The organism is Pseudomonas sp. B21-035 (assembly GCF_024748945.1).
Classification (GTDB): Bacteria; Pseudomonadota; Gammaproteobacteria; order Pseudomonadales; family Pseudomonadaceae; genus Aquipseudomonas.
Genome location: NZ_CP087179.1, coordinates 3,496,917 through 3,516,098, shown reverse-complemented (window position 1 = coordinate 3,516,098; position 19,182 = coordinate 3,496,917). Strand labels below are relative to the sequence as shown.

Here is a 19,182-nt window from a genome sequence, read left to right as displayed (position 1 = left end):
CGCTATTGAGTCCACACCACCCGCAGCAAGGCCACCATCAACCACGCCGTCGCCGCCAGGGCGGTGATGGTGCGCACATGGTTCCAGCGGTTCCACACCCGTGCATAGGTAGGCCAGGCACTGGCCGCTTCGCTGCTGGCCGGGTCCAGGCGCGCCAGGCTCTGGTTGCGCGGCACGTTGAACAGCAGGGTCACCAGTACGTTGCCGAGCAGGTACAGGCCGCTGCCGATGCCGATACACAAGCTGCCGGGCAGTGGCCAGCGCAGCCAGGCCCAGGCCAGCAGGATCGCGCAGGTGATGGCGGTGCCGAGAAACAGCGAGAGGAACAGGCGGTTGAGCACCACCTGGTTGATCGACTGCATGGCGGTGACCGCGCTCTGCGCCGGGATGCGCTCCAGGGCCTGCATGACAAAGTTTGAGAAGGCGAAGAACAACCCGCCCATCAACCCACAGCCCAGGGCGGTAACAAGGATCAGCAGCAACAGCAGGGTATCGGCAATGCTCATGGTTCAGGCCTTTTTCCAGGGTGGTCGACGGGCATGGCTGGCGGCCTTCAGCTATCCTCAGAATCGGATGACAGACCTTTCGGTAGGTATCCAAGGTCGCACTTGGTAATCGGAAGTTACCTTTGCTTTGCCCACTCATCTGGCCCTGTAGTTTAGGCTCGCAACCCGGATCTTTCGTCGCGATTTGTAGTCTTTGATGCATGGAAATTGAAAGGAGATGCGCATGCTTGTTCGGTCACTGACCCTCGCCGCCTTGCTGGCCTTTGTTGCCGGTCCTGCCCTCGCTGCCGATAGCGATGACCCTCTGGCCCGGGATCTGAACAAGGCCCGTCCCTTGGTAGTCCTTGCCCCCAGCACCGCCGACCCGACTCTGCGCGAATTGAACAAGGCCCTGGAAGACCCGGCCAGCAAGGCGGCATTCGAGGAGCGCAAGCTGGTGCTGTACAGCGTTGCCGGCATGATCGGCAAGCGCGATGACAAGTTCATGGATCAACAGGAGACCATGGCCCTGATCCGCCGGTTCAAGTTCAGTGCCCGGGATACGATGGTCACCCAGGTGGTACTGGTAGGCAAAGACGGCGAACAGCACCGGATCGAACACACCGGCACCCTCGAGCCCAAGGCGATTTTCGATGCGGTCGACCAGTTGCCAGCGGCAGAGAAAGCCATCGTGCCGCCGACCGTTGCCGACCTGAAAACCGACGCCACGAAGGACAAGGACGCCAAGCCCGGCAAGGATGGCAAACCGGCCAAACCGGCGAAACCTCCTAAGCCCCTGCCTCCACCCAAGCCGCTGGAGGATTGAGGCTCAGCGGTCGCCGAGCCCCCTTCGGGCAACTAACTGCCGGTCTTGACCTTGCTCCACACCCGGGTGCGGATGCGTTCGTACTTGAGTGGCAGCGGCTCCAGGGCGAACAGGGTGTCGAGCACCGCCTGGGGCGGGTACACCGAGGGGTTGTCGCGGATTTTTGCGTCTACCAGCGGCGCGGCATCCTTGTTGGCGTTGGGGTAGCCGAGGTAGTTGGTCGAGGCAGCGATTACCTCGGGGCGCAGCATGTAGTCGATGAAGGCCAGGCCTTGCTGCGGGTTGGGCGCGTCCTTGAGCAGGACCATGCTTTCGAGCCAGAACGGTGCGCCTTCGTGCGGAATGCTGTAGCGGATGTCGCGGCCATTGTTGGCGTTGTTGGCGGCAAGCTTGGCATCGAACACCCCGCCAGACCAGCCGAGCACCACGCACACGTTGCCGTTGGCCAGGTCGGAGATGAACCGCGAGGAGTCGAAGTAGGCGATGTGCGGGCGCACCTTGAGCAGCAGCGCCTCGGCCTTGCGGTAGTCCTCGGGGTTCTTGCTGTTGTAGGGCAGGCCCAGGTAGTGCAGGGCGATGGGGATGATCTCGCCGGGTGCATCGAGCATGGCCACGCCGCAGTCGGCCAGCTTGGCGAGGTTTTCTTCCTTGAAGATCAGGTCCCAGGAGTTGAGCGGTGCATCCTTGCCCAGGCGCGCCTTGACCTTGTCGACGTCATAGCCCAGGCCCGTGGTGCCCCATAAGTAGGGGGCGGCGAAGCGGTTGCCGGGGTCGTTGCCCTGCAGTTTGGCGAGGATCTGCGGGTCCAGGTGCGCCAGGTTGGGCAACTGGCTGCGGTCGAGCTCGGCCAGCACCCCGGCCTTGATCAGGTTGGGCAGCAGGTCGGCGCTGGCGAACACCACGTCATAGCCGCTGCGCCCGGCCATCAGCTTGCTCTGCATGACATCGCTGTTGTCGAACACGTCATACACCGGGGCGATGCCCGAGGCCTGCTGGAACTCCTTGGTGGTGTTCGGCGCGATGTAGTCATACCAGTTATAGATGTGCACGCTGGGCGCGGCGGCCTGGGCGGCGGCCAGGTTTAGCAGCGCGGCCAGGGCCAGGGGCAGGCGACGGATCGACTTCATGAAGGGCACTCCGGATTCTTGTTATAAGGGTAGCGCTCAGGGGATCAGCAGTTCGCGGCGGCCATCGGCGTGTTCAAGGCGCTGGCCAGGCAGGTGCAGGCGCCGGTCGGCCAGGTAGTCGTAGTCGCAGCGAGCCAGTTCGAGTTGCCCAAGGTCCAGTTCGATGAGCTGCCGGCAGGGCTCGCGCCCGGCTTCGAACAGCAGGCGCCCGTGCGGGTCGACCACGGCGCTGCCACCGGCGAACACCAGGTTGTCATCGCCTGCACCGACGCGGTTGACCATCAGCGCGAAGGCCTGGTTCTCCTGGGCGCGGGCCATGATCGCGGTGCGGTGCACCGGGCCGTAGGGGTCCATGTTACCGTTGCTGACCACGATCAGCTCGGCGCCCAGTTGCGCCAGGGCGCGGCTGCTTTCCGGCAGCTCGATGTCGTAGCAGATCAGCAGGCCGATACGCAGGCCTTTGAAGGTGGTGGTGGCGTAGCGATCACCGGGGGTGAACAGGCCGCGCTCCGAGGGCCACAGGTGGGTTTTGCGATAGCGCAGGGCGATGCCTTCGGGGGTCAGCAGCAGCGAGGTGTTGTAGAAGCGGCCATCGGCCTTTTCGGCCAGGCCGATCACCACCGCCACGTCACGTTCACGTAGCGCTTGCAACACCGCCTGGACGCTGGGGCCGTCCACCGTTTCGGCAACCTTTGGCAGCTGTTCGGCGCTGGCAAAACCCATCAGTTGGGTTTCCGGGAACACCAGCAGGTCGGTGTCGGCCGCACAACTGGCGATCGCTTCAAGGGTGCGTTGCAGGTTGTAGGCAGTATCGCCGTCGCGGCCGGCGAGTTGTATCAGTTCGATCTTCATCGGGGTTCCTTGCGGGGGGCTGGAACCGAGTATGCGGCGCGACGGCGTGGGCGTTAATTACGTTGATGGAGTAACCCTGAATGGGTAATGGCGCTCAGATCTCGCGTTCGACAAAGGCAAAGTCATCGTCGATCAGTTGCTGCAGGTACTGATCGAAACTGTCGGCGATCACTTCATAACTGTCCGGGTCGTGCAGGTAGCGCACCACCTGGCCGACAGTGCCACCGGCGGCGGGGTTGAAGTCGATGTACAGCTTCGAGCTGCCGCCGTTGTTCATGCAATGGGAGAAACACAGGCGCTGGTTCATGGCCAGGTCGCTGTCGATGCCCGCGCCGACGGTTTCCGGGTATTCCTCCAGGTACTCGCCGTACATGCCGCGAATGCTGTCGGTGTAGCTCCGGGCGTCTTCGAGGATCTGCTCGCTGGCGCTGAGGTAATAGGGGTATTCGAACACGTCCGAACCGAGCACCAGGACGATGACCGTGCCGCCCGGGTAATCACGAAAATGAGTGCCGTCGATCTGCCCGAGCAATCGCAGCAGGCTGTCGGGGCACAGCGGGTAGTGGGCGCTGAGTTTTTGCAGGTCTGCGGCCGAAGCGCCGTGGGCGAGGTTCAATTGTTCAAGCTCTTCGCTTGGCAGCGCCTGGCGCAGGCCGCTGAGGTAGGTTTCGACGAGTGACATGGGGCGGTTCCTTCCTGAAAGCGCAGAGGTGTGTGGCAGGCTGACTGAAATTCACCGGGATTGCCAGTGCTATGGGCGCGGCGGTGCGACGACTCGACTTGGCCCGTGATCAGCCTGACGCCGCGCTTCCACCGGCGTCCTACATTCGCATAGAATGATAGAAATTCTCATTTACTTTTTCGAGTCATCATGAGCGATTCCAACCCCGCCCTGCGCCAGCAGGTCAGCCACCTGTACCAGGCTCATCACCGCTGGCTGACCGGCTGGCTGCGCCCGCGAGTGGCGTGCCATGACCTGGCCGCCGACCTGATGCAGGACGTGTTTGTCCGCGTGCTCAGCGCCGACGATGCCGTCGACCGCCTGCGCGCCGTACGCGAACCGCGGGGCTACCTGGCGACCATCGCCCGGCGCTTGATGATCGACCATTTTCGCCGTGCGCGGCTCGAACGCGCCTGGCTGCAGGCGCTGGCCGAGCAGCCTGAAGCCCTGGATATTTCCGCTGAAGCGCGGGCGATCCTGCTGGAAACCCTGTGCGAGCTGGATGCCATGCTCGCCGGCCTCGGCGCCCGGGTGCGCAAGGCTTTTCTGCTCTCGCAACTGGACGGCATGACCTACAAGGCCATCGCCGAAACCCTCGGCATCTCGGTGGTCACGGTCAATCGTGACATCGCCAAGGCCCTGCACCATTGCACGCTGTACAGCCTGCAACACGAGGCTGACTGATGGCCGCCCTCGATTCGCGCCAGCTCGCTGCCCTTGAGCAGGCCGCCGCATGGCGTGCGCGCCTCGGTGACGAAAGCGCCGGCAGCGCCGAACACGCCGCCTGGCACGCCTGGCTGCAGGCCGACGAGCAGCACCGCTGGGCCTGGCAGCAGGTCGAGCGGGTGCAGCAACGCCTGCAGCAAATGCCCACGCGCCTGGCCGGGCGCACCCTGGAACTGGCCGGCCAGCAACCGGCGCTGGGCCGTCGCGATGTGCTCAAGGGGCTGGTGCTGGCGGCGGGAGCCGGTGCTGTGGGGTGGGGCGGTTACCAGCAGGCGCGCCAGGGCCCCTGGTTCGCTGATTATCACACCCGCACCGGCGAACGCCTGAACCTGACCCTGGACGACGGCAGCCAGGTGCAGCTCAACACCGCCAGCGCCCTGGATGTGCGCTTCGACCTTCAACAGCGCCTGCTGGTGCTGCGCGATGGCGAGGTGCTGATCACCACCGCCAAGGACCCGGCCAACCGGCCCTTCCTGGTGCAAACCCGCCACGGCACCGTGCAGGCATTGGGCACACGCTTTTCGCTGCTGGCCGGCGAAAACACCACACGCCTGGCAGTGTTCGAAAGCCGCGTACAGGTGCTGGCGGGCGAGCAGGGCGGCGGTGCGCTGGTGGAGGCGGGCGAGCAATGCCGCTTCGCCAACCCGGCGCTGGTGCTCAGTTCGCCACTGGAGGGCAACCTGGATGCCTGGAGCAAGGGCCTGCTGATCGCCAACGAGCAGTACCTGGGGGCCTTTATCGCTGACCTGGCGCGCTACCGCCGCGGCTGGTTGCGTTGCGCGCCGCAAGTGGTGGGGCTGCGCATCAGCGGCACCTTCAGGCTCGACGACCAGGCACAGATCTTCCGCGCCCTTGAAAGCACGTTGCCGGTGCGGGTCAGCCAGCGCACGCCGTATTGGGTGACGGTAGAGGCACGCAAATAAAAGTATTTTTCATGCAAATGATATTAATTCGTCTTGTCGTTCGACTTATGGAAGGCAGGCCCACTGCCTGAATGCCAACCAGAAGAGAACGCATCGAATGAGAACCCGCCCGATTCACCACGCCCTGCGCTGTTGCGCGCTGTTGTTGCCCTTGAGCATGGCCCAGGCCGAATCGGCCGCGCGCAGCTACGACCTGGCCCAGGACGATCTTGGCCAGGTGCTGACCCGTTTTGCCGCCCAGGCCGGCGTGGTGCTGTCATTTGACCCGGCGCTGACCCGGGGCCAGCGTAGCGAAGGCCTGCACGGCCAGTACGGGGTCGAGGAGGGCCTGCGCGCCTTGCTCGCCAGCAAGGGCCTGGCGCTGATCAAGGAAGCCGACGGGCGCTACAGCCTGGTGCGCGAAGTGAACGAGGCGGGTGCGATCAACCTCAGCGCCACCGAGGTCACCAGCAACCAGCTGGGGACCATCACCGAAGAAAGCCGCTCCTACACCCCCGGCACCATTGCCACCGCCACACGCCTGGTATTGACCCCGCGCGAGACGCCGCAGTCGATCACCGTGGTGACCCGCCAGCACATGGATGACTTCGGCCTCAACAACATCGACGATGTGATGCGCCACACCCCGGGCATCACCGTCTCGGCCTATGACACCGAGCGCAACAGCTACTACGCCCGCGGCTTTGCCATCAGCAACTTCCAGTACGACGGCATTCCCTCGACTTCGCGCAACGTCGGTTACTCGGCTGGCAACAGCCTCAGCGACATGGCCATCTACGACCGCGTCGAAGTGCTCAAGGGCGCCACCGGCTTGCTCACCGGCGCAGGCTCGCTGGGCGCGACCATCAACCTGGTGCGCAAGAAACCCACCGCCGAGTTCAAGGGCCATTTTGATCTGGGCGCCGGCAGCTGGGACAACTACCGCAGCGAACTGGACGTCAGCGGCCCGTTGACCGACAGCGCCAACGTGCGTGGCCGGGCGGTGGCGGCCTATCAGGACAAGCACTCGTTCCTCGACCACTACCAGCGCAAGACCAGCGTCTACTACGGCATCCTCGAGTTCGACCTCGACCCCGACACCCTGCTGACCGTCGGCGCCGACTACCAGGACAACAACCCCAAAGGCTCCAGTTGGTCGGGCACCGTGCCGCTATACGATGGCAATGGCGACACCAACAATGTCTCGCACCACTTCAACAACGCAGCGAAATGGAGCAGCTGGGAGCAGTACACCCGCACCGTGTTCGCCAGCCTTGAGCATCACCTGGACAACGGCTGGGTGGCCAAGGCCCAGTTCGATCACAAGATCAACGGCTACCACGCGCCGCTCGGCTCGATCCAGGGCTACCAGCCACGCAAGGACGGCACCGCCGGCATCTATGCGCAGAAGTACACCGGCGAAACCGTGAGCGACTCCCTCGACCTGTACCTGAGCGGGCCGTTCCAGCTGTTCGGCCGCGAGCATGAACTGGTGATCGGCAACTCCTATACCGCCTCGCGCTGGAAGGGCAACGACTACCGCGACGTTACCCATGCCAATAACAACATCCTCGACTTTCCCAACTGGGACGGCGACATCGCCGAACCTGACTGGGGCCCGGTGTCGGCGCGCACCGACGACAAGGTTCGCCAGAACGGCACTTACCTCACCGCGCGCCTGCACCCGATCGACGACCTGACCCTGCTGCTCGGCGGGCGCCTGGTCAACTACAGCTACGACGGCATCGACGCCGACAACAAGGAAAACGACCGCCTGATCCCTTACGTAGGCGCGGTCTATGACCTCAACGACACCTATTCGCTGTACGCCAGCTACACCGACATCTTCATGCCTCAGGACAGCTGGTTCCGCGACCGCACCGACCGCCTGCTGGACCCGGACGAAGGGCAGAACTACGAGGTGGGTATCAAGGGCGAGTTCCTCGATGGCCGGGTCAACGCCAGCCTTGCCTATTTCGAGATCCACCAGAGCAACCGCACCGTCGAGGACAACCAGTACAACGGCGACCCGACCAACCCGGCGGTGGGCTTCGCCTGGATGGGCGTCAAAGCCAAGACCAAGGGCTTCGAAGCTGAAGTCTCGGGTGAGCTGGCGCCGGGCTGGCAGCTGCAGGGCGGTTACACCCACAAAGTGATTCGCGATGACGATGGCCAGAAGGTGTCGACCTGGGAGCCGCAAGACCAGGTCAGCTTCTACACCAGCTACAAACTCAAGGGCGCGCTTGATCGCTTGACGGTCGGCGGCGGCGCGCGCTGGCAGGGCAAGGGCTGGCAGGTACTGCGCAACCGCCCCAAGGGCATCGACGAGGAGTTCGCCCAGGACCCGTTCTGGCTGGTGGACCTGATGGCCCGCTACCAGTTCACCGAGCGTTTTTCGGCCACGGTAAATGCCAATAACCTGTTCGATAAACGTTATTACACCAACATCGGTTTTTATAACTCGATGTCGTACGGTGACCCGCGCAATTTGATGCTGACCACGCGCTGGGATTTCTGATCGGTTAAATAAAAAACGCCCCCTTGATCTATAAAAAAGGGGGCGTTCTGTTATTCCGGCTTATATATGCTTATCGAGCGTCAGGCCCGGCTTCTACGGGCGGCTTCAGGATCAGGTAGGCTTTTAGCGCAAGGGCTGCAAAGCAGAAGGCCATGCCGGCAATGAATTGAAATGTAGTCATAAACTGCCCTCCAAAACAATTAACTGACGATTATAACATCTATAAATAATATAACTAGGCGTGGCGTTCGTGTTGCAACAACCAGCGCTTGCGTTCAATACCGCCGCCATAACCTGTCAGTGCGCCATTGCTGCCCACCAGCCGATGGCAGGGAATGGCCAGGCTCACCGGGTTCAGCGCATTGGCCAAGCCCACTGCCCGTGCAGCTGCCGGGTTACCCAGCTGTGCAGCAATCTGCCCGTAGGTGCGGGTAGTGCCTGGCGGAATTTCCCGTAACGCCGCCCACACCCGTTGCTGGAACGGCGTGCCGCCGGCATCAACTGCCAGCGCATCAAACGCCTGCAACTGGCCTGAGCAATAAGCCTGCACAGCATCGGCAAGCGCCGTCAGCCCAGCGGTTTCGCGTAATTGCACAGCGGCGCCAAAACGGGTGCGCAGCAACCGCAGCAGGCGTTTTTCTGGCTCATCGAATTCCAGCGCCAACAGCCGTTGGTCATCGCCGACGATCAGCACCTGGCCAATCGGCTCCGGCAGGTGCAGGCGGCGCAGCAGCAGTTCGCTCATGGGCAGTCCTCGATTCAGCCGTGTTCGATCAGCATCACCGCCAGGGTGTCGGCGGCCAGGGCCTCGAACACGTGCGGGGCGTCGGCCGAATAGCTCATGTAGTCACCGGCCTCCAGGGTCACCGCTTGCTCGAGCGGGCCGACCCGGGCGCGGCCGCTGCAGAGGATCACGTGCTCAAGGGTACCCGGTGGATGCGGTTTTGACCGCCGCGGTTCACCCGGCTGCACCCGCAGCCGGTAGATATCGCGCTGCGCCCCGGCCGGGCAGGCGGCGAGCAGGGTGGCGGCGTAATGGGCCTGCTCGCTATGGCTGGCGGCGCCTTCAGCGGCGCGAATCACCTGCACGTGCTGGCGCGGCTGGCCCATCAGCCGGCTGACCGGCACCTGCAACGCAGTGGCCAGGGCCCAGAGGGTTTCCAGGCTGGGGTTGCCGACCCCGGACTCCAGTTGCGACAGGGTCGACTTGGCCAGGCCCGCGCGCTTGCCCAGCTCGGTCACCGACAGGCCCAGGCGCTCGCGCTCGCGGCGGATGGCGCTGGCCAGCAGCAGGATGGGGGAATGGGCTTCGATCATGTGTTCTCTATACCGGTCATTTGTTCGCCTTGACGAACGCTGTTCATCTGTTCAGCATAACGGACCTTTGTTCGATATGACAGGAGTCGATTCAGCATGCACCTGAAAACACGTGGCACCCTGGAGATGACTGCAGCCATGGTGATCTCCGGCACGGTGGGCTGGTTCGTGCTGGCCGCAGACCAGCCGGCAGCGGCTGTGGTGTTCTGGCGTTGCCTGTTTGGCGCGCTGGCGTTGCTGCTGGCCTGTGCCGGCCTGGGCTTGCTCCGGCGCAGGGTGATTAGCGGCCGCCAGGCGCTGGCGGCGGTGTTGGGCGGGGTCGCGCTGGTGCTGAACTGGGTGTTGCTGTTCAGTGCCTATACCCATGCTTCGATTGCCGTTACCACCGTGGTTTATCACACCCAGCCGTTCATGCTGGTGGGTTTGGGCATGCTGCTGTTCGCCGAGAAGATGACCGTCAACAAGGCCGGCTGGTTGCTGGCGGCGTTCGCCGGGATGCTGCTGATCGTCATGGCCGGATCGAGCGTTGACAGCGTTGCCGGAGACTACCGCCTGGGCGTGCTGATGGCCCTGGGCGCGGCGTTTTTCTATGCCGTCGCTGCCGCTATCACCAAGCGTTTGCAGGGGGTGGCGCCGCACCTGATCGTGTTGATCCAGATGCTGGTCGGGGTGCTGCTGCTGGCGCCGTTTGCGCAGCTGCCGGGGTTGGCCCTGGCGCCCGCTACCTGGGCACTGCTGGCCACGATCGGCATCGTCCACACCGGCTTGATGTCGACCCTGCTGTACAGCGCCATCCAGAAAATCCCCACCAGCCTGGTCGGCGCCTTGTCGTTCATCTATCCGGTGGTGGCGATCCTGGTCGACTGGCTGGCCCTGGGACATCCGCTGAGTGCGCTGCAACTGGCCGGTTCCGGCTTGATATTGCTGGCGGCGGCGGGGATGACCTTTGGCTGGATGCTGCGGATCACCACCGCTAAGTAGCGCTCTTGTGGGAGCCGCCCTTGCCGGCGATGGGCTACGCAGTAGCCCCGCAATCAGCCATCAGAACCAGCGGTCATTCTTTTTGCGCCCACGGCTCAAGGCCGGCAAGATCAAGCCCGCCAGCAAACCGGCACCGGCGATGCCGCCGCCGTACACCATGTAGCGCATCAACACCTGTTTGTTCTCGTCACCCAGGCGCGCCTGGGTGCTGCGCAGTTCCGACTGGGTGTCGCTCAGCTCGGCATTGAGCGCCTTGCTGCGTGCTTGCAGCTCGTCGATCAGCGCCTTGCGCGAGTCGAGGGTCTCTTGCATGCCTTGCACGCGGGTCTTCCAGCTGTCGTCGATGGTCTTGAGCTGTTCGCTGAGCTGGGTCACCTGCTCGGTCAGTTGCGGCAGGCGCTCGGCCTGGCCGGGCACGGCCTGCAGGTCGCTGCTGGTGATCCACACGGTGTCGCCGGATTCGCCGCGCACCTGGCTGTAGTTGCCCTGGGTGGTCAGTAGTGTGACCTTTTGCCCGGACTTGAGGTTGCCGACAATGCGGTGGCCGTCGGTAGGGCCGCTACGCACGTAGGTGCTCAAGCTATCGCTGACCCAGCGCTCGCTGCTGGGCGCTGCCTCTTCGGCATGCAGCGGGTTGGCCAAAACCAGCAGGGCGCCTATCAGGCTGCCGGTCAGCAGGCGGCGCGCGCCCGGGTTGCAGGAGGAAAACAGCGCGGGCGCCGCAGAAACGGGACGAGAGATAGGCATGATGGTCTTCGCGTGAAATAAACAATAAAAGCCCGATGACTGGGCCGGTGAACAGTCGGCGTGCGCGCAGGCCGCCTGCTGAAAGACCATATTTCTGCGGGCAGGTTCACTGAAGGGGGTAGGAAAATAGCAGCAAATGTTGCGGGCACAGGCTGTGCCCGCAAGCGGGGGCGGGGCTTGAATCAGCTCACGACGCGGTAGCAGGGCACGTATTCGGCACCGCCCGGCAGTTTCATCCGGTGCTGGTCGACGAACGACTGCAGCAGGTGGCCGAGGGGTTCGAGCACGGCGCTGTCACCTTTGATTTCGTACGGGCCTTTCTCTTCGATCAGGCGGATGCCCTTGTCCTTGACGTTGCCGGCGACAATCCCGGAAAACGCCCGGCGCAGGTTGGCGGCCAGTTCGTGAGGCGGTAGCGCGCGGCTGAGCTTGAGCCCGGCCATGTTCTCGTGGGTCGGGTCGAAGGGGCGCTGGAAGCCTTCTTCAATCTTCAGCAGCCAGTTGAAGTGGAAGGCGTCGTTGCGCTCGCGGCGAAACTGCTTGACCTCCTTGAGCCCGTCGACCATCTGCCGGGCCACTTCGGCCGGGTCGTCGATGATGATCTGGTAGTGCGCCTGGGCCTCGTCGCCGAGGGTCGCGCGCACGAAGGCATGCAGTTGCTGCAGGTACGGTGCGGCGCTCTTGGGCCCGGTGAGGATGACCGGGAACGGCAGGCCGCGGTTGTCCGGGTGCATGAGAATGCCGAGCAGGTACAGGAACTCTTCGGCGGTACCGGCGCCACCGGGGAAAATGATGATGCCGTGGCCGACGCGCACGAAGGCTTCAAGACGCTTTTCGATGTCCGGCAGGATCACCAGTTCGTTGACGATCGGGTTCGGCGCTTCGGCGGCGATGATGCCAGGCTCGGTCAGGCCCAGGTAACGGCTGCCGCTCATGCGCTGCTTGGCGTGGGCGATGGTCGCGCCCTTCATCGGGCCTTTCATCACGCCTGGGCCGCAGCCGGTGCAGACGTCCAGCTTGCGCAGGCCGAGCTCGTGGCCGACCTTCTTGGTGTACTGGTATTCCTCAGTGCTGATCGAGTGACCGCCCCAGCACACGACCATTTTCGGCTCCACGCCAGGGCGCAGGGTGCGGGCGTTGCGCAGCAGGTGGAAGACGTAGTCGGTGATGCCCTGGGAGCTTTCCAGGTCGATGCGCTGGCTGGCCAGTTCGCTTTCGGTGTAGACGATGTCGCGCAGGGCGCTGAAGAGCATTTCACGGGTGCTGGCGATCATTTCGCCGTCGACGAAGGCATCGGCCGGGGCGTTCAGCAGTTCCAGGCGCACGCCGCGGTCCTGCTGGTGAATGCGTACCTCGAAGTCCTTGTAGGCTTCGAGGATGGTCTTGGCGTTGTCGACGTGCGCGCCGGTGTTGAGGATTGCCAGCGCGCACTGGCGGAACAGGGTGTACAGGCTGCCGGAACCGGCTTCACTCAGTTGCTGTACTTCACGTTGAGACAGTGTTTCCAGGCTGCCTTTTGGGCTGACAGATGCATTGATAACTTCACGTTGGGGCATTCTGGGTTTCCTGTGAGCGGGTAAACGTCCATCTTCAGAACACCACCATACCGACAAATTGTCGCAGCAACGAGTGCCTTTCGCTGTCAGGCCTTCCAGCCGACCGCCTGCAGGGCCTCAAGCAAACGCTCGGGGCGCAGCGCCAGGACCTTGCTGCCATGGGCCTCGAGGTCGGTGGCAGCCAGCAGGGCATTGACGATGGCTTCCTCGACGGCGTCCGCCGCTGCGCTGAACAACGCCGAGATATGGTCGTTGTTGACCATCTCAACTGTGCTGGTCGGCGCGCCGGGGTGGCCGAAGTTGGCTGCCGGCAGGCTGTTGCCGGTAGAGAAGGCGATGAAGATGTCGCCACTGGAGTCCTCGGTGCCGCCGCCGACCCGTGCCAGGCCGACGCTGGCCCGTTGCGCCAGGCGCGTGCATTGGTGCGGCAGCAGCGGGGCGTCGGTGGCCAGGGTGATGACAATCGAGCCCATGCCCGGCTCGCCGACATTGCGCGGCGCGCTGAACGGCGAATGCACCTCGCCCAGCACCTGGCCGACTGGGTAGCCGGCCACCCGCAGGGCGCCGCGTACGCCATAGTTGGCCTGCACCAGGACGCCGACGGTCCAGCCGCCGGCCGCGCGGTCCAGGAGCCGCGACGAGGTACCGATACCGCCCTTGAACTCGTGGCAGATCATCCCGGTACCGCCGCCGACGCACCCTTCGGCCACCGGCCCCGATTGCGCCGCGGCCAGTGCGGCGTGGACATGCTCGGCCGTTACGTGCTGGCCCCAGATGTCGTTGAGCACGCCGTCGTAGGTTTCCAGTACCGTCGGCATGCACCAGTAGGTGCGGGCCTTGGCCATCTCGCGCTCGGCCGCCACCAGCGCATCGCGGACCACGCCGACGCTGTGGGTGTTGGTGTAGGCAATCGGCGTGGCCAGCAGGCCGGCTTCGCGAATCCACTCAAGGCCGGTGGCATCGCCGTTGCCGTTGAGCACGTGCACACCGGCAAAACACGGCTGCAGGCTGGCGGCCTGGGCCCGTGGTTCGATCACCGTGACGCCGGTATTGACCGCGTGGTCGCCGCTGCCGCGCTGCACGGTGTGATGGCCGACACGCACGCCCGGCACGTCGGTAATGGCGTTGAACGCGCCAGGGGTGCCGACGCCGATACGAATGCCCAGATCACGTACACGCATTGATTCACAGCTCCTGTTGGAAGGTTCGAGGGGCGCGCAAGGGCCGTTGTTCGCAGCGCATGACAAGTGCTTGAGCAACGGCAATACTGCGTGCCGGTGTGCAGAGTCTAGGAGCCCGACCTGCCGCTGGCGATTCCCCCCAATCGTTACCCCCTAGGAGTTACCGGTGAACCTGCTATTCGAAGCCGCTGCCCACCACCATGGCCTGGCCCGGGTCATCGACCAGTTGGGCAAGCCGGGGTTCTGGCATCAGCTGATCGTGCTGCTCGATCAACTGCTGCCGTGCGACACCGCCCTGGCCTTGCTGGTGGAGCGCGAGGGCGCGCCGCAGGTGCTGGAGGAATTCGACCGCGGCTTTCGCGATGCGCCGGCGGCAGCGCCCCTGTACCTGGGCGGTCTGTACCTGCTCGACCCGTTCATCCAGGCCATGCGCGACGGCCTTGCCGATGGCGTGTACCGCATGGAAGAGGTCGCCCCGGACGAGTTTCGCAAGAGCGACTACTTCAACAACTACTTTCGTGCCCTGGTCGGCGAGGACGAGCTGCAACTGATCCTCAACCTCGATGCGGGCAAGGTCCTGGCCATCTCGCTGGGCGCCAACCAGCGTTACAACACCGCGACCATAGGCCAGCTGAGCCTGCTGGCGCCGTGGCTGCTGGCCTTGATGCGCCAGCACTGGCACCAGCAGCATCCCCGGCAGGTTGCCGAGCATTCGACCCCGGTCGAGCGGGCGCTGGAGCATTTTGGCAGCGACACGCTGTCGGCGCGTGAGCTGGAAACCGCCCGCCTGGTGCTGCGCGGCAACTCCAGCAAGGCCATCGCCAAGCGCCTGGACATCTCCCAGGAGACGGTCAAGGTGCACCGGCGCAACCTCTACAGCAAGCTTGGGGTCTCGTCCCAATCGGAGCTGTTCAGCCTGTTTTTGCAACACCTGGGACAACATGACCATCAGGAGTGAATGATGCTACGGATACTCGGCAAGGCTTCATCGATCAACGTGCGCAAGGTGCTGTGGACCTGCGCCGAATTGCAGTTGCCGTTCGAGCGCGAGGACTGGGGCTCGGGCTTTCGCTCGACCGAGGATGAGGCGTTCCTGGCGCTGAACCCCAACGCCATGGTGCCGGTGATCGTCGACGGCGATTTTGTCTTGTGGGAGTCCAACAGCATCATCCGCTACCTCGCCGCCCAGTATGGCGGCCAGGCGTTGTACCCGGCCGAACCGAAGGCGCGGGCGCGGGTTGATCAATGGCTGGACTGGCAGGCCACCGACCTCAATGGTTCGTGGAGCTACGCCTTTGTCTCGCTGGTGCGCAAGGCACCGACCCACCAGGACCCGCAAGCGCTGGCGGCGGGTTGCCGCAACTGGGCGAAGCACATGACCATCCTCGAACGTCAGCTGGAACGTACCGGGGCCTATGTCAGTGGCCAGGACTTTGCCCTGGCGGACATCGCCATCGGCCTGTCGGTCAACCGCTGGCTGCAGACCCCCATGGAGCGCCCGGCGTTGCCGGCGGTCGAGGCTTACTATGAGCGCCTGAACGTGCGTGAAGGCTATCGCTTGCATGGGCGCAACGGGTTGCCGTGAGGCCTACTGGCCTCATTGCGGGTCAAGAGCCGTGAGGATCTGATGCGCCACCTTCACCCGCTCGGCAATCGGGTAGTTCTTGTTCGCCAGCAACACAATGGCGATGCGTTTTGACGGTACGAACGCCACGTAGGCACCAAAACCATCGGTCGAGCCGGTCTTGTTCAAGAAGGTGTCGGCTGGCAGCGGCCGCGCCGGTTTCAGCCAGCTCACAGGTTGCGGCTCCAGCACCATCGACGGCGCATTGCCGGCCTGCAACTGCTCAAGGCTGACCGGGTAGGCATACTGCTCCCAACCCAGGCCCTGGGTCATGGCACCGACCTGGTAATAGCCGGTCTGGGTGGTGGCGATGGCCCGTTGCAGCGGTTTGCTCAGGCTGTGCGGCTGCATGTTCAGGTCCAGGTAGTGGAGCAGGTCCACGGCGGTCACTTTCAATCCATAGGCCTCGCCATCCAGCGGCCCGGGGCCGACGCGCACCGCTTGGTCCTGCTTGTTGTATCCCTGGGCATAGTTGCCCATCTGCGCGCCAGGCACTTGCAGGTAGCTGTGCTGCAGGCCCAGTTGCGGCAGCAGCTGTTGTTCCATCAACTGGGCGAACGGCGTTCCCAGGCTTTTCGCCGTGAGGTAGCCGAACAGGCCCAGGCTGGGGTTGGAATACAAGCGCTGAGTGCCCGGCGCGTAGTCGGCTTTCCAGTGGCCGTAGTAGCCGGCCAGGTCGGCTTCGCCCTTGACCGCGTCAGGGAACTGCAAGGGCAGGCCGCCCGCGCTGTAAGTACCAAGGTTGAGCAGGGTGATGCCATCGAACGCGGTGCCTTTGAGTGCGGGCCAGTGCTTGCTGGCCGTATCGCCAAGGCTCAGCTTGCCACTGGCCTGGGCAAAGCCTGACAGGGTGGCGGTGAAGGTTTTGCTCACCGAGCCGATCTCGAACAGGGTGTCGGCATTGACTGGCTGGCCGCTCTGTTTCGAGGCCACTCCGTAGTTAAAGTAGTGCTGCTGGCCATCGACGCTGATGGCCACGGCCATGCCGGGGATTGCCTGTTGCTGCATCAGCGGGCGCACGGCGGCGCTTACCGTTGACTCCAGCGGCGTCTGCGCAAGGCTTTGCCCGGCAACCAGACAAAGGCTAAAGGCAGCCAGAATCCCTGGCTTGAGGTTGGTTTTTTGGTGCATGATCGGCAACCTTTCCTTAAGTGGACTGTTGTGAGCCTGGCTGCAGCAGGGAGCGCCAATCTAGGCGCTTTGCCCAGGTTGCACAAACGATGATATTTCGCAGCAGCCATTAGAAAAATTTGGGAGTCTGCATGATCCGACCACACCTGCCCCTGAATGCTCTGCGTGCCTTCGAGGCTGCGGCCCGGCACTTGAGTTTTACCCACGCGGCCATCGAGCTGTGCGTGACCCAGGCGGCGGTCAGCCATCAGGTCAAGAGCCTCGAGGCCCAGCTCAAGGTCACCCTGTTCAAGCGCCTGCCGCGCGGGCTGATGCTCACCCGTGAAGGCGAAACCTTGCTGCCGGTATTGCGCGAATGCTTCGACCGCATCGCCCAGACCCTCGACTGCTTCGACGGCGGCCACTACCGCGAAGTACTCACCGTCGGCGCGGTGGGCACCTTTGCGCTCGGCTGGCTGCTGCCACGCCTGCCCGAGTTCCAGGCCCTGCACCCGTTTATCGATTTGCGCCTGTCGACCAACAACAACCGCGTCGATATCGCCGCCGAAGGCCTGGACTACGCCATCCGCTTTGGCAGCGGCGCCTGGCATGGCATCGATGCCCAGCCGTTGCTGGAGGCGCCGCTGTCGGTGTTGTGCGTGCCGTCGATTGCCGTGCAGTTGCACAGCCCGGCTGACCTGCTGCAACACACCCTGCTGCGTTCCTACCGCAGCGATGAGTGGGCCGAATGGTTCCAGGCCGCTGGCCTGCCGGGCGTGGTACAGCCGTCGCGGACCATGGTCTTCGATTCGTCGCTGGGGATGATGGACGCCGCCCTGCAAGGCGCCGGTGTGGCCCTGGCGCCACCGCTTATGTTCGAACGCCTGCTGGCCAGCGATGCCATTCGCCAGCCATTTGCCCTGGGCATCAGTACCGGCAGCTACTGGCTGACGCGCCTGCAGTCCAAGGCCGAAAGCCCGGCGATGGCGGCGTTCAAAGCCTGGCTGTTGAAGGCAGCTACAGGCTGAAACGCGAAGGCCGGCAGCCTTGCAGTTCGGGCGCCAGTCGGCTGTCGATCAGCTCTTGCGCCACCAGTCGGCCGACCACGGCCGCCAGGGTCACGCCCGAATGCATCACCGCCAGGTACAGGCCGCTGACAGTTGGCAAGGCACCGATAATGGGGATGCGATCATCCGGCATGGGTCGCAAGCCAACCTCGGTACTGATTAGCTCAAGGCCCTGGCCGCCGTGCAAACTGTTGCGGATGGTATTGCGCGCCCGCTGGGCAATGCCCTCGGGACCGTCTTCGCCGTCGGCGTCGAGGTAGTCTTCGGCGGCCAGGATCAGCTCCGGCGTCGGTTGGCGGATTTCCAGTTCGCTGCTGGCGATCAGGGTGTGCACCAGCCGCCGTTGCGCCCGCAGGCGGATCAGGATCGACGGCGACGGATGCAGTGGCAAGCTGACGCCCAAGGGCTGCAGCAAGGCCTTGCACGCGGTGCCTGCCGCTACGACCAGGCGCTCGCAGCTGATCCGTCCCTCTGCGCTGACAAGCGCGGCGACGGCGCCGTCCCGGCATTCAATCGCCAGCACCTGCGTGTCGCTCAGCACCCTGGCGCCGTTGGCCTGGGCGCGTTCCAGCAGCAAGCGGGTCATCGCCAGCGGGTCGATTGAGCCTTCCTGCGGTGCAAATAGCGCCTGTTGCAGTGGCGCTTTGAACTGCGGCTCAAGCTTTCGCACGCGAGCCGGGTCGATCGGCTCGACGCCGGCGGCGGGCGAGGGCGCTGCACTGAACGACAGTGCGCCGCTCCAGTTGATCGGCGCCGTGCCCAGCTCGTCTTGCAGGCGGTGATACTCGCCAATCGCCAGATTGCGCAAGGCGGCGAATTCGCCAGGCTGCGGCGCCGTGGTGTTGATCCAGCCAAAGGCTCGCGAGGTGACCCCCAGGCCCGGCTGGCCCTTGTCGATCACTGTCACCTGGGTGTGCTTGCTCAGGTGATAGGCAATCGAGGCACCGACGATACCGGCGCCGATGACCACCACGTGCGGGCGCTCGGCCTCGGCTGTCATTGGCGATTCTCCGGCCAGGTGGCGGTCGGGAAGTAGCTTTCCATGCCCGGCTCCTTGTGCTCGACGCCGTCGCGTTGCCAGTAGCAGGTCAGGCGCGCGTAGTTGTCCAGGTCGCCGTGGATCAGGCAGGTCGAACGGTGACCGGGCCAAGTGAAACGCAGCACCTTGGCCTTGGCAATGGCCGCGACCTCGACCTGGCCGATGGCGGTGCGGGTCTGACCGTCGAGGGTCGTTGCCAGCTGCAGTTGCCCGTCCACATAGCGCAGCGTGGCCCGGCCGGCATAGCTGGCGCCGTTGTCGGGTTCTTTCCCGATCAGCGCATAGGAGCCGACCACGAAGCCGTACAGCGGGTCCGGGTAGTCCTCGTCATCGGCTACGCAAACCGTGCCGACCAGCAACAGACTCAGCAGCAACAGCCTCATGGCAGGCACGGGGCGATCCT

20 protein-coding genes are annotated in these 19,182 nt (G+C 64.2%); 8 read left to right on the top strand and 12 right to left on the bottom strand.

The window, feature by feature from the left end; genetic code table 11:
- Nucleotides 1–2 precede the first annotated feature (2 nt).
- Complete coding sequence (locus LOY22_RS15935; protein WP_258593915.1) at nucleotides 3–506, bottom strand: DUF1772 domain-containing protein; 504 nt, start codon at nucleotides 504–506, stop codon at nucleotides 3–5.
- 223 nt (nucleotides 507–729) lie between these two features.
- On the opposite strand from LOY22_RS15935, the gene LOY22_RS15930 reads away from it, so the two are divergent.
- Entirely contained in the window at nucleotides 730–1,311 is a 582-nt protein-coding gene (locus LOY22_RS15930; RefSeq protein ID WP_093381503.1) for a DUF4174 domain-containing protein, read from the top strand.
- A gap of 32 nt (nucleotides 1,312–1,343) precedes the next feature.
- Here the strand turns inward: LOY22_RS15930 and LOY22_RS15925 are convergent, their stop codons facing one another.
- The 3 genes from LOY22_RS15925 to LOY22_RS15915 all read right to left on the bottom strand — a co-directional run bounded on the left by LOY22_RS15925 (nucleotide 1,344) and on the right by LOY22_RS15915 (nucleotide 3,972).
- On the bottom strand, nucleotides 1,344–2,438 hold the full coding sequence (locus LOY22_RS15925; RefSeq protein ID WP_045194116.1) for a polyamine ABC transporter substrate-binding protein: 1,095 nt from the start codon (nucleotides 2,436–2,438) through the stop codon (nucleotides 1,344–1,346).
- A gap of 36 nt (nucleotides 2,439–2,474) precedes the next feature.
- The gene (locus LOY22_RS15920) at nucleotides 2,475–3,290 is read right to left on the bottom strand and encodes a carbon-nitrogen hydrolase family protein (protein ID WP_258593912.1); all 816 of its coding nucleotides are present in this window, start codon (nucleotides 3,288–3,290) and stop codon (nucleotides 2,475–2,477) included.
- A gap of 94 nt (nucleotides 3,291–3,384) precedes the next feature.
- Nucleotides 3,385–3,972, bottom strand: coding sequence for an SMI1/KNR4 family protein (locus LOY22_RS15915; RefSeq protein WP_195884456.1), 588 nt, complete (start codon nucleotides 3,970–3,972; stop codon nucleotides 3,385–3,387).
- Nucleotides 3,973–4,161: 189 nt separating this feature from the next.
- Between LOY22_RS15915 and LOY22_RS15910 the strand changes: the two genes are divergently transcribed.
- From LOY22_RS15910 to LOY22_RS15900, 3 genes are all read left to right on the top strand, one after another.
- Complete coding sequence (locus LOY22_RS15910) at nucleotides 4,162–4,695, top strand: sigma-70 family RNA polymerase sigma factor (RefSeq protein WP_093381507.1); 534 nt, start codon at nucleotides 4,162–4,164, stop codon at nucleotides 4,693–4,695.
- The gene (locus tag LOY22_RS15905; RefSeq protein ID WP_258593911.1) at nucleotides 4,695–5,660 is read left to right on the top strand and encodes a FecR domain-containing protein; all 966 of its coding nucleotides are present in this window, start codon (nucleotides 4,695–4,697) and stop codon (nucleotides 5,658–5,660) included. The genes LOY22_RS15910 and LOY22_RS15905 overlap by 1 nt, the downstream gene beginning before the upstream one ends.
- A 97-nt stretch (nucleotides 5,661–5,757) precedes the next feature.
- Nucleotides 5,758–8,157: a TonB-dependent siderophore receptor gene (locus tag LOY22_RS15900; protein WP_258593909.1), complete on the top strand. Its 2,400-nt coding sequence runs from the start codon at nucleotides 5,758–5,760 to the stop codon at nucleotides 8,155–8,157.
- A gap of 235 nt (nucleotides 8,158–8,392) precedes the next feature.
- Here LOY22_RS15900 and LOY22_RS15895 read toward each other — a convergent pair whose 3' ends face one another.
- Complete coding sequence (locus LOY22_RS15895) at nucleotides 8,393–8,902, bottom strand: methylated-DNA--[protein]-cysteine S-methyltransferase (RefSeq protein WP_213604021.1); 510 nt, start codon at nucleotides 8,900–8,902, stop codon at nucleotides 8,393–8,395.
- 14 nt (nucleotides 8,903–8,916) lie between these two features.
- A complete protein-coding gene (locus tag LOY22_RS15890; RefSeq protein WP_045194110.1) occupies nucleotides 8,917–9,474 on the bottom strand; it encodes a helix-turn-helix domain-containing protein in 558 nt (185 codons plus the stop codon).
- A gap of 96 nt (nucleotides 9,475–9,570) precedes the next feature.
- Here LOY22_RS15890 and LOY22_RS15885 point away from each other — a divergent pair, with 96 nt between their 5' ends.
- A complete protein-coding gene (locus LOY22_RS15885; RefSeq protein ID WP_258593905.1) occupies nucleotides 9,571–10,455 on the top strand; it encodes a DMT family transporter in 885 nt (294 codons plus the stop codon).
- A gap of 60 nt (nucleotides 10,456–10,515) precedes the next feature.
- Here the strand turns inward: LOY22_RS15885 and LOY22_RS15880 are convergent, their stop codons facing one another.
- The 3 genes from LOY22_RS15880 to LOY22_RS15870 form a co-directional block, all read right to left on the bottom strand.
- The gene (locus tag LOY22_RS15880; protein WP_093381520.1) at nucleotides 10,516–11,202 is read right to left on the bottom strand and encodes a TIGR04211 family SH3 domain-containing protein; all 687 of its coding nucleotides are present in this window, start codon (nucleotides 11,200–11,202) and stop codon (nucleotides 10,516–10,518) included.
- A 182-nt stretch (nucleotides 11,203–11,384) separates the two neighbouring features.
- Nucleotides 11,385–12,758: a nucleotide 5'-monophosphate nucleosidase PpnN gene (gene ppnN / locus LOY22_RS15875; RefSeq protein WP_258593903.1), complete on the bottom strand. Its 1,374-nt coding sequence runs from the start codon at nucleotides 12,756–12,758 to the stop codon at nucleotides 11,385–11,387.
- A gap of 86 nt (nucleotides 12,759–12,844) precedes the next feature.
- Nucleotides 12,845–13,939 carry a P1 family peptidase gene (locus LOY22_RS15870; protein WP_258593901.1) on the bottom strand — a complete coding sequence of 365 codons (1,095 nt, stop codon included), beginning with the start codon at nucleotides 13,937–13,939 and terminating at the stop codon, nucleotides 12,845–12,847.
- Between the two features lie 166 nt (nucleotides 13,940–14,105).
- On the opposite strand from LOY22_RS15870, the gene LOY22_RS15865 reads away from it, so the two are divergent.
- Nucleotides 14,106–14,897 carry a helix-turn-helix transcriptional regulator gene (locus LOY22_RS15865; RefSeq protein WP_093381526.1) on the top strand — a complete coding sequence of 264 codons (792 nt, stop codon included), beginning with the start codon at nucleotides 14,106–14,108 and terminating at the stop codon, nucleotides 14,895–14,897.
- 3 nt (nucleotides 14,898–14,900) lie between these two features.
- A complete protein-coding gene (locus LOY22_RS15860) occupies nucleotides 14,901–15,524 on the top strand; it encodes a glutathione S-transferase family protein (protein WP_093387487.1) in 624 nt (207 codons plus the stop codon).
- A gap of 12 nt (nucleotides 15,525–15,536) precedes the next feature.
- Here the strand turns inward: LOY22_RS15860 and ampC are convergent, their stop codons facing one another.
- Nucleotides 15,537–16,694: a class C beta-lactamase gene (gene ampC, locus LOY22_RS15855; protein WP_258593899.1), complete on the bottom strand. Its 1,158-nt coding sequence runs from the start codon at nucleotides 16,692–16,694 to the stop codon at nucleotides 15,537–15,539.
- A 131-nt stretch (nucleotides 16,695–16,825) separates the two neighbouring features.
- Between ampC and LOY22_RS15850 the strand changes: the two genes are divergently transcribed.
- Nucleotides 16,826–17,701 (top strand): LysR family transcriptional regulator, encoded by an 876-nt coding sequence (locus tag LOY22_RS15850; protein WP_258593897.1) that lies wholly within the window; start codon nucleotides 16,826–16,828, stop codon nucleotides 17,699–17,701.
- Here LOY22_RS15850 and LOY22_RS15845 read toward each other — a convergent pair.
- Nucleotides 17,691–18,740, bottom strand: coding sequence for an FAD-binding oxidoreductase (locus LOY22_RS15845; protein WP_258593895.1), 1,050 nt, complete (start codon nucleotides 18,738–18,740; stop codon nucleotides 17,691–17,693). The genes LOY22_RS15850 and LOY22_RS15845 overlap by 11 nt on opposite strands.
- Nucleotides 18,737–19,162, bottom strand: a complete 426-nt coding sequence (locus LOY22_RS15840) for a hypothetical protein (protein WP_258597813.1) — start codon at nucleotides 19,160–19,162, stop codon at nucleotides 18,737–18,739. Before LOY22_RS15840 ends, LOY22_RS15845 begins: the two co-directional genes overlap by 4 nt.
- Nucleotides 19,163–19,182 lie beyond the last annotated feature (20 nt).

Bases quoted from the DNA above. Each gene is read 5' to 3' on its own strand.
- LOY22_RS15860 (WP_093387487.1), top strand. From the start codon at position 14,901: ATGCTACGGATACTCGGCAAGGCTTCATCGATCAACGTGCGCAAGGTG.
- ampC (WP_258593899.1), bottom strand. From the start codon at position 16,694: ATGCACCAAAAAACCAACCTCAAGCCAGGGATTCTGGCTGCCTTTAGC.
- LOY22_RS15845 (WP_258593895.1), bottom strand. From the start codon at position 18,740: ATGACAGCCGAGGCCGAGCGCCCGCACGTGGTGGTCATCGGCGCCGGT.
- ppnN (WP_258593903.1), bottom strand. From the start codon at position 12,758: ATGCCCCAACGTGAAGTTATCAATGCATCTGTCAGCCCAAAAGGCAGC.
- LOY22_RS15925 (WP_045194116.1), bottom strand. From the start codon at position 2,438: ATGAAGTCGATCCGTCGCCTGCCCCTGGCCCTGGCCGCGCTGCTAAAC.
- LOY22_RS15850 (WP_258593897.1), top strand. From the start codon at position 16,826: ATGATCCGACCACACCTGCCCCTGAATGCTCTGCGTGCCTTCGAGGCT.
- LOY22_RS15905 (WP_258593911.1), top strand. From the start codon at position 4,695: ATGGCCGCCCTCGATTCGCGCCAGCTCGCTGCCCTTGAGCAGGCCGCC.
- LOY22_RS15870 (WP_258593901.1), bottom strand. From the start codon at position 13,939: ATGCGTGTACGTGATCTGGGCATTCGTATCGGCGTCGGCACCCCTGGC.
- LOY22_RS15880 (WP_093381520.1), bottom strand. From the start codon at position 11,202: ATGCCTATCTCTCGTCCCGTTTCTGCGGCGCCCGCGCTGTTTTCCTCC.
- LOY22_RS15915 (WP_195884456.1), bottom strand. From the start codon at position 3,972: ATGTCACTCGTCGAAACCTACCTCAGCGGCCTGCGCCAGGCGCTGCCA.
- LOY22_RS15910 (WP_093381507.1), top strand. From the start codon at position 4,162: ATGAGCGATTCCAACCCCGCCCTGCGCCAGCAGGTCAGCCACCTGTAC.
- LOY22_RS15890 (WP_045194110.1), bottom strand. From the start codon at position 9,474: ATGATCGAAGCCCATTCCCCCATCCTGCTGCTGGCCAGCGCCATCCGC.
- LOY22_RS15840 (WP_258597813.1), bottom strand. From the start codon at position 19,162: ATGAGGCTGTTGCTGCTGAGTCTGTTGCTGGTCGGCACGGTTTGCGTA.
- LOY22_RS15885 (WP_258593905.1), top strand. From the start codon at position 9,571: ATGCACCTGAAAACACGTGGCACCCTGGAGATGACTGCAGCCATGGTG.
- LOY22_RS15935 (WP_258593915.1), bottom strand. From the start codon at position 506: ATGAGCATTGCCGATACCCTGCTGTTGCTGCTGATCCTTGTTACCGCC.
- LOY22_RS15900 (WP_258593909.1), top strand. From the start codon at position 5,758: ATGAGAACCCGCCCGATTCACCACGCCCTGCGCTGTTGCGCGCTGTTG.
- LOY22_RS15895 (WP_213604021.1), bottom strand. From the start codon at position 8,902: ATGAGCGAACTGCTGCTGCGCCGCCTGCACCTGCCGGAGCCGATTGGC.
- LOY22_RS15930 (WP_093381503.1), top strand. From the start codon at position 730: ATGCTTGTTCGGTCACTGACCCTCGCCGCCTTGCTGGCCTTTGTTGCC.
- LOY22_RS15920 (WP_258593912.1), bottom strand. From the start codon at position 3,290: ATGAAGATCGAACTGATACAACTCGCCGGCCGCGACGGCGATACTGCC.